Genomic DNA, 11,364 nt, shown 5'->3' on the forward strand with positions numbered 1-11,364 from the left:
GACGCGCCCTTCCCTGCTGGCCGGCCAACCCGGCCTGGAGACCGACATGGCACATAATAAAAAATCCGCCAGTTACGAAAACGTCCTCCTCAGCGTGCTGTTCCTGACCTTCGGATTCGTCTTCTTCGACCGCCTCGCGCTGTCGTTCCTGTTCCCCTTCATGCAGAAAGAGCTGCAACTGAGCAACAGCCATCTAGGCATGCTCTCCTCAGTGCTCGCCCTGGCCTGGGCGGTGTCCGGCGCGCTGGTCAGCGCCTGGTCAGACCGCCGCGGCCAGCGCAAGCCGCTGCTCGTCGCTGCGGTGATCCTGTTCTCACTGTGCTCGGCGCTGTCCGGGCTCGTTGGCGGCTTCTTCAGTCTGCTGCTATTCCGCGGCATCATGGGCCTCGCCGAGGGACCGATCCTGCCGCTCTCGCAGTCGCTGATGGTGGAGGCCTCTTCACCGCATCGGCGCGGTCTGAATATGGGCTTGCTGCAGGGCTCGGCAGCCGGTCTGCTAGGCGCGGTCATTGGCCCGCCGTTGCTCGTAGCCTTGGCCCAGGCCTTCGGTTGGCGCCATGCCTTCATCGTCTCACTGCTGCCAGGTCTGCTAATCGCCTGGCTGATCTGGCGCTATGTACGCCCGGACCCAGCCCGCGAAAAGGTGCCGGCCGTCAGCGCAGACGCTTCGAAAGGCAGTCGCCTGGCGCTGTTGAAGAGCCGCAATATCCTGCTCTGCACCCTGATCAGCTGCGTGTTCGTCACGTGGTTCATCGTGCTGATCTCCTTTACCCCGATCTTCCTGGTTAACACCCGCGGCTTCAGCCCGACCACCATGGGCAACCTGATGAGCTGCCTGGGCGCCGCGTGGGTGGTCTGGGGGTTTGCCGTGCCGGCGATCTCCGATCGCATCGGCCGTCGGCCGACCCTGGTGATCTTCTCCCTGCTCGCCGCCTGCTGCCCATTGGCCATGCTCTACGCACCGGACGCCACCAGCCTTGGCCTGCTGTTGCTGCTGACTTACACCGGGCTCGGCTGCTTCACCCTCTTCATGGCCACCATTCCAGCAGAGACCGTGTCGCGCGCAATTGTTGCCACGGCCCTCGGCCTGATCATGGGGTTGGGGGAACTGATCGGCGGCTTCGTCGCGCCCACCATCGCAGGCTTCGCGGCTGACCGCTTCGGCCTGTCCATCGTCATGTGGATATCCTGCGGCGGCGCCCTGCTCGCCGCCGTCCTCTCGCTGTTCCTGCGAGAAACCGCACCGGCCGTACTCGCTCGCCGCGGCGCCCCGGTTACCACCGCCATGCAAGGAAACCAATCATGAAAGCACTGCGTTGGCATGCTGCTCGCGACCTGCGCCTGAGCGACCTGGAACTCCAAAGACCGGGTATTGGTGAAGTCGAACTACGGGTCGCCTACTGCGGAATCTGCGGCAGCGACCTGCACGAGTACCAAGACGGACCGCACTCGATTCCCCAAGCCGAGCCCCATCCCCTCTCTGGCTGCCGCGCACCGCTGACCCTCGGTCACGAGTTTTGCGGCGTGGTCAGCGCCCTGGGCGTCGGCGTCGTGGACCTGAAGGTCGGCGACCGGGTAGCGGTAGAGCCGGAATACCGCTGCGGCGAATGCCGCTACTGCCGGGAAGGTCGTTACAACCTCTGCGAGTCGATGGGCTTCATCGGCCTGATGGGAGACGGCGGATTCGCTGAACGGGCACGGGTGCCGGCCTACATGCTGCACCGCCTGCCGGAGACCGTGAGTTTGCGTCAGGCAGCCGTGCTCGAACCGGCAGCCGTCGCCCTGCACGCCTTGCGCCGCAGCAGCCTGGCGCCCGGGCAACGCTGCGTGGTGTTCGGCCTCGGCCCGATCGGTTTGCTGCTGGTGATGCTGGCCCGCCTTCGCGGCGTGGACGACATCACCGTCGTCGACCTCAGCCCGGAACGCCTGGCCCTGGCCGGTGAATTCGGCGCCACCCAGGTGCTCGACGCCAGGGACGGCGACGTGGCAGCGCGGCTGCGAGAAGGCGGCGCCATGGATTGCGCCTTTGAGGCGGCCGGCAGTCAGGCCAGTCTCAACGCCGCCCTGGCCAGCCTGCGCAAGGGCGGCGAGTTGGTCTTGGTGAGCCTGATGGGCGAGATCCGGCTGGACGCCTTCGACCTTGTCAACCGCGAGCTGCGCCTGCTTGGCAGCGTCGGCTACCGGAACGTCTATCCCGAACTGATTGCCCTGATCGCCGACGGCCATCTCGACCTGACCCGTGCGGTGACTCGCAGCGTATCCCTGGAACAGGCGGTGGAGCACGGTTTCGAAGCGCTGCTGCGGGACAAGTCGCAGATCAAAATACTGGTCAACCCCAATCCGGACCTGGCCGACGCCTAAGGAGCAACGTATGGTTTTTCAGGACAATCTCTATTCGCACCAGCAGGTGCTGGTCACCGGCGGCACCTCCGGCATCGGTGCCACGATTGCCGTCCATTTCGCAGAGCTCGGCGCCGAGGTCCTGGCCGTTGGCCTGGCCGCTGACGGCGAACACGCACTACGCCACCCACGGGTCCGACACCTGGAACTGGACATCACCGACCACCCACAACTGGAGCAAGTGTTCGCCGAACTGCCGGGCCTGAACGTGCTGGTGAACAGCGCCGGCATCAGCCGCGACCGTGACGAATACGACTTGGCGACCTTCGAGCGAGTGCTGCGCCTGAACCTGACCGCCGCCATGCACACCAGCCAGTTGGCCCGACCTCTGTTGGCAAAACAGGGCGGAAGTATCCTCAACATCGCGTCGATGTTTAGCACCTTCGGCTCAGCCGATCGCCCGGCTTACAGCGCCAGCAAAGGCGCCATCGTGCAACTGACGAAGTCCCTGGCAGGCGAGTACGCCACCGAAGGCATTCGGGTCAACGCCATCGCACCCGGCTGGATCGACACGCCGTTGGGTGCCGGCCTCAAGGCTGACGTCGAAGCCACCGGCCGGATCATGCAACGTACACCGCTGGCGCGATGGGGCGAGCCGGTTGAAGTGGCCAGTGCCGCCGCGTTCCTTTGCAGCCCCGGCGCCAGCTTCATCACCGGTGCCGTGCTGGCGGTGGACGGCGGCTACCTCTGCGTCTGACGCCTTATCGAAACGGGCTGGCCATCGCCCGGAACCGCCTGCGTGGCGCAGGCGGACGTGCGCAAAAAAAACAATAACAAGACGAGTACCTTGCCATGAAAACCCTTCGCATTCTGCCGGTGCTGTTCTGCACCAGCGTCCTGAGTCTGTCTGCGTATTGCGCCGAGAACACCCGCAGCGGGCCGCTGGCCGAACTCGGTGAACAACTCGAGCTGAACGGCGTGAGTCCCCACGTACAACTCTGGAGCCTGTCGATGAAGAACCTCGACACCGGCCCAAGGCCTAACAGTTTTGGCAACAGTGGCGACCTGTTCGTCGGTGCTGATGTCAACCTCGGCACCCTGGCCGGCCTCGAAGGCTCGGCATTTCATGTCGAAGAAACGGTCTTCATCCTCGATCAGGGCACCGGACAACCCACCTCACGCAACTGGCAAGGTGCCGCCGGCAGTTACTTCGGCGGAGCACCGATTCACAACGACATCACCAGCAACCAACTGAGCCTGCTGACCTTCGAACAAAAATGGCTCGACGGCCGGCTCGACCTGCACCTGGGACGCACCAATGCCCGGCGCTATTTCTACATCTACAACTGCGACACCGTGGTCACCTGCAATGACCCGATCATCGACGCCTCAACCGGCGTGCTGCCACCGCCCTACGGCGCCTGGGGCGGCTACCTGAAATACCAGGTGAACCCAAGCCTCTACGTACACGCGGGGGCGTTCGAGTCCAACCCGGTGGACTACCTGAAAAAGCGCAAGGGCCTGGACTTCAGCACCGACGACGCCAGCGGTACCAGCTTCCTGCTGGGGATCGGTAGCAAGCCGGGCGACGACACCACCCAGTACGAACTCAACGCTTATTTCAACTCATCAAAGCAGGTTGATCCCTTGACCGGTGCCAGTGACCACGGCACCGCCGGCGCGTTCTTCAAGTTCCGTCAAACGCTGTGGCGCGCCAACCTGCAAGGTGTGCAAGTGTTCGGTTCGCTGTCGGCGGCCGCCGATGACAAACAGCCCTTCAGCCATTTTGCCGAAGCCGGGTTGACCTATCTCGCGCCCTTCGACCGGCCCCAGGACAAGCTCAACTTCAAGACCAGCTACCTGCGAATCAACCCGCACCAACTGGAATTTCAGCAGCGGATGCGTACCGACAACGGCGGCGACCCGCGCCTGGGTGACCGGGATGTCTATGCGCTGGAAGCTAACGGTCACTTTGCCCTTAGCCGCAACGTGTCCATTGAGCCGAGCGTGCAGTACCTGATCAATCCGGACAACTTCTACAACCCTGGTGCCCGAGAGCTGAGCGGTAATGGCTTTGTTGTTGGGCTGCAAGTGATGTTGGATGTCGGCTCGATGCTGGGGCTCTGAAGCTGTTTTTCTATCGTCAACGAGGTAATTGTCATGACCCAATCCCCCGCGCGCACGTTCGACTACATCGTGGTCGGCGCAGGTTCGGCCGGCTGTGTGCTGGCCAACCGACTGTCTGCCGAACCCGGGGTTTCGGTGTGCCTGGTCGAAGCAGGGCCCAGTGATCGCACATTGTTTCCCGGGGCCTACATACGCACACCGGCGGGCATCATCCGCTTGATCGCCAATCCGAAATGGAACTGGATGCATCAGTTCGAACCCCAACCGGCCAGTGGTGACCACCCGATCCCCTGCCCTCGCGGTCGGGTCTGGGGCGGTTCCAGTGCGATCAACGGCATGATTTATGTGCGGGGCCACCGCAGCGATTACGATCGCTGGGGGGCGGCCGGCAACCGAGGCTGGGGCTACGACGACCTGTTGCCGTACTTTCGCCGCTCCGAGCATTTCGAGCCAGGGCCTTCGCCGTGGCATGGGCAGAACGGCGAACTGAACGTCACCCACCAACGCAGCCCAAGCGCAGTCAACTCAGTGTTCTATGAGGCGGCGGCGCAAATGGGCTGGCACTACAACCACGACTTCAACGGCGAGGAACAGGAAGGGTATGGCGCGTTTCACGTCACCCAGATCAACGGCGAGCGCTGCAGCGCTGCCCGGGCGTTTCTCTACCCGGCGTTGTCTCGACCGAATTTGACCGTGCTCAGCGAGACCCTGACTCATCGGGTGTTGCTCGATGGCAAGCGTGCCGAGGGTGTCGAAGTCAGCCAGGGAGATCAGACGTTCACGCTCAAGGCACGGCGTGAAGTGATCCTCAGCGCCGGCAGTATCAACTCACCCCAGCTGTTGTTGCTCTCCGGTATTGGCCCGGCCGAAGAACTGGCACGCCACGGGATTACCCAGCACCACGAACTGCCGGGAGTCGGGCAAAACCTGCAGGATCACCAGGACATTGTCTTGATGTACCGCAGCGACAGCGACCTGGGTTACGGGCTGTCTCTGCGCGGGGTGTTGCCGTTGGCGGCCGCGCCGCTTCAGTACCTGGCGGCGCGACGCGGCCCATTGACCTCGAACACCGTGGAGTCCGGTGCCTTTTTGCGCCTAGATCCTGCCGATACCGCGCCGCAGTTGGGTCTGATTGTCGCCCCGGCATTGAAGAACCAGCCCCAACGCCTGATTCCCGTAGGCCACGGCATCAGTTTGCACGTGGCGGTGATGCATCCCAAAAGCCGTGGCCAGGTGCGCTTGCGCTCTGCGGATCCGAAGGATAAACCGCAGGTGGACGGCAACTTCCTCAGCCATCCGGAGGATTTGAACACCCTGGTACAAGGCTTTCGCCTGGTGCGTAAATTGGCGGCGGCTCCAGCCTTTGCCGAGCGCTTGAGAGGCGAACTGGTGCCTGGGCCGAAGGTCAGCAGCACTGAGCACATCGAGCAGTGGATCAGGGAAAACCTGGGCACCGTGTTTCACCCGATAGGCACCTGCAAAATGGGCAACGACCCCATGGCGGTGGTCGATGACCAACTGCGTGTCCACGGCTTGCAACGGTTGCGGGTGGCAGACGCATCGATCATGCCGACCCTGATTACCGGCAACACCAACGCCGGCGCAATCATGATCGGCGAGAAAGCCTCGGACCTGCTGCTGGGCAAAGTACCGCCGCAGCGGTAGCACGTCAGATGCGCCTGTGGGTGGCCCATCGCGGCGACCCACGGATTCAAGCCTGCGTGCGACAAGTGGTGGGGCACATGTTGATCAGCCGGGTTTGAAAGATCACCTCAACGCTTGATGTTCTTCAAGTCATCCAGCAGACCCAATAGGGCCTCAAACTTCTCCGCCCCCAACTGATCCTGCAAACGCTGATAGTTGGCCTCCATGCAATGGCTCATCGACTCGAAACTCGCCTTGCCCTTGTCCGCCAAGGTCACCAGCACCCGGCGCTGATCCTGTTCGGCCTTACGCCGGTGCACCATGCCTGCGGTTTCCATGCGCACCAGCACCCCAGTCATGCTCGGTTTGAGGATGCAGGCCAGTTCCGCCAGCTGATAAATCTCCAGCTCACCGTGCTGTTCAAGGATGCGGATGATCCGCCATTGCTGTTCAGTCAGGCCGTGTTCATTCAAGGAGGGGCGGAAAAAACTCATGGCTGCTTCACGGGCTTGCAGCAGGGCCAAGGTCAGGGATTGACGAGGTTTAAGCATAGGGATCAGGGTCACGAAGTATTTAGTTAATAATTTAACGAAACTCTAGCATTCCCCGCCGACGAGCGCGCTATAACTTGTTTGTCGCACCGGCCCGTGGCGCGCTGAATCAAAAGCCTGGGCACGCAGGATCAAGACTTCCATCCCGTCAGGGCCCCTAATGGAGGCATCCGCTTTAGAGCCTTCCTTCACCTTTTCAGGCTGCGCCATGATCAACATTGAAACCCCCACGTATTACACCGCGACCAAGAAATACAACCTCAGCTTCCCGACCCTGGAACAGGATATCGACGCCGACGTCGTGGTGATTGGCGGCGGGTTCTCCGGCATCAACACCGCCCTGGAGCTGGCGGAAAAAGGCATCACCAATATCGTGGTGCTCGAAGCACGTTACCTGGGGTTTGGCGGCACCGGTCGCAACGGCGGGCAGATCATGGCAGGCATCGGCCATGACCTGGAGAAGATCAAAAAGGATGTGGGCGAAGACGGTCTGCGCCAGGTGTTCGAAATCAGCGACCTGGGCGCCGACATCATCAAGAGCCGCATCGCCAAGTACAACATCGACGCGGATTTCTGCCACGGCTACGGCTATATGGGCTTCAACGCCCGCCAGGAAAAGACCCTGCGCGCCTGGGAAAAGGACTTCAAGTCGATCAACAGCCAGCACGAAATCCGCTTTCTTGGCGGCTCCGACGTGCAGCAGATCATCGGTTCCAAGGCCTACAGCAGTGCCCTACTGCACATGGGCGGCGGGCATGTGCACTCGCTGAACCTGCTACTGGGCGAGGCCACCGCGCTGGCCAGCCACGGTGTGCGAATTTTCGAAAACAGCCCGGCCCTGGAAGTCAGCTACGGCGAACGCATCACCGTGCGCACCGGCCGTGGCTCGGTGCGCGCCAGCAAATTGCTGTGGGCCTGCGACAGCTTCCTCAACAAGCTGGAACCGGAGCTGCACCGCTCAACCATCAACACCTATGCGTTCCAGATGATGACCGAGCCGTTGTCCGAGGAGCTTATCCAGCGCATCAGCCCGATCCGCGGGGCCTACAGCGATATTCGTCCGGTGATCGACTACTACCGCGTCACCAATGAAAACCGCCTGCTGTTCGGCGCCGCTACGCCGTTGGTGGAGCATATTCCCGGCGACCTGAAAGCCTGGAACCGCAACCTCATGCTGAAGATTTTCCCTTACCTCAAGGACGTGAAAATCGATTTGGCCTGGGGCGGCCCAATGGCCTGCAGCCCCAACTTGTTCCCGCAGATAGGCACCTTGCCGGGACGCAGCAATGCGTTTTTCGTGCAGGGCTATTCGGGTTTTGGCGTCACCCCCAGCCACATCATCTGCAAGGTCCTGGCCGAAGGCATGAGCGAAGGCTCGGCGCGCTATGACCTGGTCAGCTCGATCCATCGCCCGACCATTATCGGCAAGGACGCAATCCGTCCCTTGCTGCTGACGGCGGGTAAATCCTGGCACCAACTTTCCGGCTACTGGAACGGGCGCCGCTAATTCTTTTTTCACTCATCAGGAGTAACTGCCATGACCCTTACCACCCTCAAGCACAACATCCAGCTGTCGGAACTCGACGCCTGGGGCACCGTGGCCGACCTCGGTTCCGAAATCCTCGAAGGCGAGGTTCGCGCCTTCGGCAAGATGACCTTCGGCGCACCCACCGACCCAGTCAGCAGCGCCTACTTCGGCACCACCCAGGGTAAATTCCGCATGGTCTACCCGTTCACCGAACAGGCCACAGTGGTCACCGGCGAAGTGGTGCTGACCGATGAGTCCACCGGCCAGTCCACACGCTACAAGGCCGGGGACAGCTGGTTCGTGACCAAGGGCACACCAGTGCTGTGGGAAGTGGCCAGCGAGAGCTTCGTCAAACACTACTTCGCCGTCGCGTAAGGGAGCGTTGCCATGACGAGTTCCCCAGACTGGATCACCGTGGGCGCACTCGCCGACGGTTTCGCCCCGCAAGCCTTTATCCTGCCGAACCTCGCTGATCTGGCCGGCCAGACCTTCACCCTGCACTTCGCCAATGGCTGGCAGATCGAACACCGTTTCGAGCAGGACCGCCTGGCCTGGCACGCCGCCGATGGCCACTCCAGCTGCAGCGCGACCTACCGCGCCACCTCGATTCGCCCGGGCCTGTACTTAGTGGACTTCATCAAGCATGAGGCTGGGCAAAGCTGGTCCATCAGCTTGGTGCTGGATACCGTCGGCGCGTCGTTCACCGCCGTGATCGGCAGCCTGCCGAACCAGCAGGAAACCCATGAAGGCCTCTACCACCGAGCCCTGGCCGGCAAGCCGCTGACCTCGGTTCAAGTCGACTTCCTGCACGGCAGCCTCGACCGTCCGTGGCAGGACGGCCACTGCCTGCACGCCCCGACCGACGAACTGGTGGGCCTGCGTAACAGGTATCGCTACAGCCCCAGCGAGGTCTACGAGCACATCTACCTCAACCCGCGCTTCTACGCCTGGCAATGCTTGAAGGGCGTGGAACAAGGCCTGTGCGACACCGACCGTTGCCATTACTACAAAATCGCCGACCAGCTGTACCTGTTTGTATGGCAGGAAAAGATCGTGCCCACCCTCGGCCTGGTGCTGATCGACCTGCAACAGCACCGCAGCGACGGCAAGATCTTCGGTTATGCCGGGGCGTCGTTTGATGCGCTGTCGAACTTCCCGGTCAGTTCCTATTGCGAGGTACTCAACCGCACGGAATACCCCCATGACTGAACCGCGCACAGTGGTGATCACCGGCGCCGGTACCGGTATCGGCGCCGCGTGCGCACGGTTGTATGCCAAGGAAGGCGCGCGGTTGGTGCTGATCGGCAGACGCCGTGAACCGTTGGAACAGGTCGCGCGTGACACCGGCGGCCTGATCCTGGTGGGCGACGCCGCCTGCCCGACCACCTGGGACGGCTTTATCCGGCAGATCAGCGAACACTACGGGCGACTCGATGTGCTGCTGGCCTGTGCCGGTGGCCATGGCCTGGGCAGTGCGACCCAAACCAGCCCCGCCACGTGGGAAGGTGCACTGCGCAGCAACCTGGACAGCGCGTTCTACAGCGCCCGCGCCTGTTTGCCGCTGTTGCAGGAAAGCGCGGGCAACATCGTATTGATCGGCTCCATCGCCTCTTTGGCAGCCGGGCCCGAGGTGTGTGGCTACACCACCGCCAAACACGCGTTGCTGGGGCTTAATCGCTCGCTGGCACGGGATTACGGGCCCCACGGCGTGCGGGTGAACGCGGTGTGCCCGGGCTGGGTGCACACACCCATGGCCGATGCGGAGATGCAGCCGTTGATGGACACCTATGGCGACACGTTGCAGCAGGCCTATGCACGGGTATGTGCTGACGTGCCGCTTCGCCGTGCCGCGCAAGCCGAGGAAATCGCCAAGGTGTGTCGCTTTCTGGCGTCCAGTGATGCGTCGATCATCACCGGGGCCACGTTGGTGGCTGACGGCGGCTCAAGCATCGTGGATGTACCGACGCTGGCCTTTACCCACATGGAGAGCGCGCATGCCAGATGATTTGGATTTCAGCGGGCAAGTAGTGCTGGTCACCGGCGGCGCCCAGGGCATTGGCCTGGGGATCGTCGAAGCCTTTGCGCAGCGCGGGGCGCGGGTGGTGATTGCCGACCGCCTGCTCCCACAGGCCCAGGAGGTGGCCGCCGCCTTGTGTGCGCAGGGTTACCGTGTCGAAGCCGTAGGCGTCGACCTGGCCGAGGCCGAGGCGGTGTTCGACTGCGTTCAAGGGCTGGCGCAGCTGGATATCCTGGTGCACAACGCCGGGTATTTTCCGCTGACGGCGTTTGCCGAAATCACCCCGGCGATCCTGCAACGCACCTTGGCGGTTAACCTGTCGGCGCTGTTCTGGCTGACTCAGGCGGCGTTGTCCAAGTTTCGTCAGCAGGGCCGTGGCTGTGTGCTGGTGACGTCTTCGGTCACCGGCAACCGGGTGGGTTATCCGGGGCTGAGCCATTACGCGGCGTCCAAGGCAGGGGTCAATGGTTTTATCCGCAATGCGGCGCTGGAACTGGCGCCGTTGAATGTGCGGGTGAATGGCGTGGAGCCGGGGATGATCGCCACGCCGGCGATGGGTAACCTGGGTGATACCGCGTTGAATGACAGCATCGCTGGCCGAGTGCCTCTCGGCCGTCTGGGTTCGGCGGCGGACATTGCCGGGGCGATGCTGTTTCTGGCCTCCGACTTGGCCAGCTACATTACCGGCCAAACCCTGGTCGTGGACGGTGGGTCTACTCTTCCAGAAGTCTGAAAACCGATTCAAATGTGGGGATGGCTTGGGCTTTGTGGTTGTTGCTGGCTCGCTGAGTACATATCCGTTTCTGCGGTCACGGCCACTTATGGTTCCGCTTTTACAGCGGGTCACTTTTGGAAAAGAGCCCCAAAAGTAACCAAAAGGGCTCTTGGGTATGACTCACCCACATAGGTAACAAATCAGTTCAAGCACATAGGTAACAGTTTTTAACTGGTACTGGTCGATTCCGAGGATCTGACCATGCCGTGGCGAGAGCTGAAACCTATGGATCTGAAAGTGATGTTCATTGCCGACTATTTGTCCGAGCGACTTAATTTCAGCCAGCTTTGTGCGGCTCATAGCATCAGTCGCAAGACCGGTTACAAGTGGGTGGCACGCTATAACGCAGACAGCGTTAATGGCTTGAAGGAATGCAGTCGCA

The 11,364-nt window shown here is 62.1% G+C and carries 12 protein-coding genes; 11 read left to right on the top strand and 1 reads right to left on the bottom strand.

The features are described from left to right. Positions 1 to 46: 46 nt before the first annotated feature. The 5 genes from BFL40_RS07665 to BFL40_RS07685 all read left to right on the top strand — a co-directional run bounded on the left by BFL40_RS07665 (position 47) and on the right by BFL40_RS07685 (position 6,132). Positions 47 to 1,306: an MFS transporter gene (locus BFL40_RS07665; RefSeq protein ID WP_071483391.1), complete on the top strand. Its 1,260-nt coding sequence runs from the start codon at positions 47 to 49 to the stop codon at positions 1,304 to 1,306. Continuing rightward, entirely contained in the window at positions 1,303 to 2,361 is a 1,059-nt protein-coding gene (locus tag BFL40_RS07670) for a 2,3-butanediol dehydrogenase (RefSeq protein WP_071483392.1), read from the top strand. Before BFL40_RS07665 ends, BFL40_RS07670 begins: the two co-directional genes overlap by 4 nt. 10 nt (positions 2,362 to 2,371) lie before the next feature. Continuing rightward, positions 2,372 to 3,097, top strand: a complete 726-nt coding sequence (locus BFL40_RS07675; RefSeq protein WP_071483393.1) for an SDR family NAD(P)-dependent oxidoreductase — start codon at positions 2,372 to 2,374, stop codon at positions 3,095 to 3,097. Between the two features lie 95 nt (positions 3,098 to 3,192). Next, positions 3,193 to 4,467 (top strand): carbohydrate porin, encoded by a 1,275-nt coding sequence (locus BFL40_RS07680; RefSeq protein WP_071483394.1) that lies wholly within the window; start codon positions 3,193 to 3,195, stop codon positions 4,465 to 4,467. A 33-nt stretch (positions 4,468 to 4,500) separates the two neighbouring features. Then, positions 4,501 to 6,132: a GMC family oxidoreductase gene (locus BFL40_RS07685; RefSeq protein ID WP_071483395.1), complete on the top strand. Its 1,632-nt coding sequence runs from the start codon at positions 4,501 to 4,503 to the stop codon at positions 6,130 to 6,132. Positions 6,133 to 6,239: 107 nt separating this feature from the next. On the opposite strand, the gene hpaR is transcribed toward BFL40_RS07685, so the two are convergent. Next, positions 6,240 to 6,662 carry a homoprotocatechuate degradation operon regulator HpaR gene (gene hpaR / locus BFL40_RS07690; RefSeq protein ID WP_071483396.1) on the bottom strand — a complete coding sequence of 141 codons (423 nt, stop codon included), beginning with the start codon at positions 6,660 to 6,662 and terminating at the stop codon, positions 6,240 to 6,242. Between the two features lie 208 nt (positions 6,663 to 6,870). Here hpaR and BFL40_RS07695 point away from each other — a divergent pair, with 208 nt between their 5' ends. The 6 genes from BFL40_RS07695 to BFL40_RS07720 all read left to right on the top strand — a co-directional run. Then, positions 6,871 to 8,169: an NAD(P)/FAD-dependent oxidoreductase gene (locus BFL40_RS07695; protein ID WP_071483397.1), complete on the top strand. Its 1,299-nt coding sequence runs from the start codon at positions 6,871 to 6,873 to the stop codon at positions 8,167 to 8,169. A 30-nt stretch (positions 8,170 to 8,199) separates the two neighbouring features. Continuing rightward, positions 8,200 to 8,565 carry a cupin domain-containing protein gene (locus BFL40_RS07700; protein ID WP_071483398.1) on the top strand — a complete coding sequence of 122 codons (366 nt, stop codon included), beginning with the start codon at positions 8,200 to 8,202 and terminating at the stop codon, positions 8,563 to 8,565. Between the two features lie 12 nt (positions 8,566 to 8,577). Continuing rightward, positions 8,578 to 9,399 carry a molybdenum cofactor biosynthesis F family protein gene (locus BFL40_RS07705; protein ID WP_071483399.1) on the top strand — a complete coding sequence of 274 codons (822 nt, stop codon included), beginning with the start codon at positions 8,578 to 8,580 and terminating at the stop codon, positions 9,397 to 9,399. Beyond that, positions 9,392 to 10,195, top strand: coding sequence for an SDR family NAD(P)-dependent oxidoreductase (locus BFL40_RS07710; RefSeq protein ID WP_071483400.1), 804 nt, complete (start codon positions 9,392 to 9,394; stop codon positions 10,193 to 10,195). The genes BFL40_RS07705 and BFL40_RS07710 overlap by 8 nt, the downstream gene beginning before the upstream one ends. Beyond that, positions 10,185 to 10,940, top strand: a complete 756-nt coding sequence (locus tag BFL40_RS07715) for an SDR family oxidoreductase (protein WP_071483401.1) — start codon at positions 10,185 to 10,187, stop codon at positions 10,938 to 10,940. The genes BFL40_RS07710 and BFL40_RS07715 overlap by 11 nt, the downstream gene beginning before the upstream one ends. A 243-nt stretch (positions 10,941 to 11,183) precedes the next feature. Further along, on the top strand, positions 11,184 to 11,364 hold a 181-nt coding region (locus BFL40_RS07720; RefSeq protein WP_071483402.1), incomplete at its 3' end, for a helix-turn-helix domain-containing protein.

It is taken from the genome of Pseudomonas costantinii (assembly GCF_001870435.1).
GTDB classification, from domain to species: domain Bacteria; phylum Pseudomonadota; class Gammaproteobacteria; order Pseudomonadales; family Pseudomonadaceae; genus Aquipseudomonas; species Aquipseudomonas costantinii.

Bases quoted from the DNA above. Each gene is read 5' to 3' on its own strand.
- BFL40_RS07665 (WP_071483391.1), top strand. From the start codon at position 47: ATGGCACATAATAAAAAATCCGCCAGTTACGAAAACGTCCTCCTCAGC.
- BFL40_RS07670 (WP_071483392.1), top strand. From the start codon at position 1,303: ATGAAAGCACTGCGTTGGCATGCTGCTCGCGACCTGCGCCTGAGCGAC.
- BFL40_RS07675 (WP_071483393.1), top strand. From the start codon at position 2,372: ATGGTTTTTCAGGACAATCTCTATTCGCACCAGCAGGTGCTGGTCACC.
- BFL40_RS07680 (WP_071483394.1), top strand. From the start codon at position 3,193: ATGAAAACCCTTCGCATTCTGCCGGTGCTGTTCTGCACCAGCGTCCTG.
- BFL40_RS07685 (WP_071483395.1), top strand. From the start codon at position 4,501: ATGACCCAATCCCCCGCGCGCACGTTCGACTACATCGTGGTCGGCGCA.
- hpaR (WP_071483396.1), bottom strand. From the start codon at position 6,662: ATGCTTAAACCTCGTCAATCCCTGACCTTGGCCCTGCTGCAAGCCCGT.
- BFL40_RS07695 (WP_071483397.1), top strand. From the start codon at position 6,871: ATGATCAACATTGAAACCCCCACGTATTACACCGCGACCAAGAAATAC.
- BFL40_RS07700 (WP_071483398.1), top strand. From the start codon at position 8,200: ATGACCCTTACCACCCTCAAGCACAACATCCAGCTGTCGGAACTCGAC.
- BFL40_RS07705 (WP_071483399.1), top strand. From the start codon at position 8,578: ATGACGAGTTCCCCAGACTGGATCACCGTGGGCGCACTCGCCGACGGT.
- BFL40_RS07710 (WP_071483400.1), top strand. From the start codon at position 9,392: ATGACTGAACCGCGCACAGTGGTGATCACCGGCGCCGGTACCGGTATC.
- BFL40_RS07715 (WP_071483401.1), top strand. From the start codon at position 10,185: ATGCCAGATGATTTGGATTTCAGCGGGCAAGTAGTGCTGGTCACCGGC.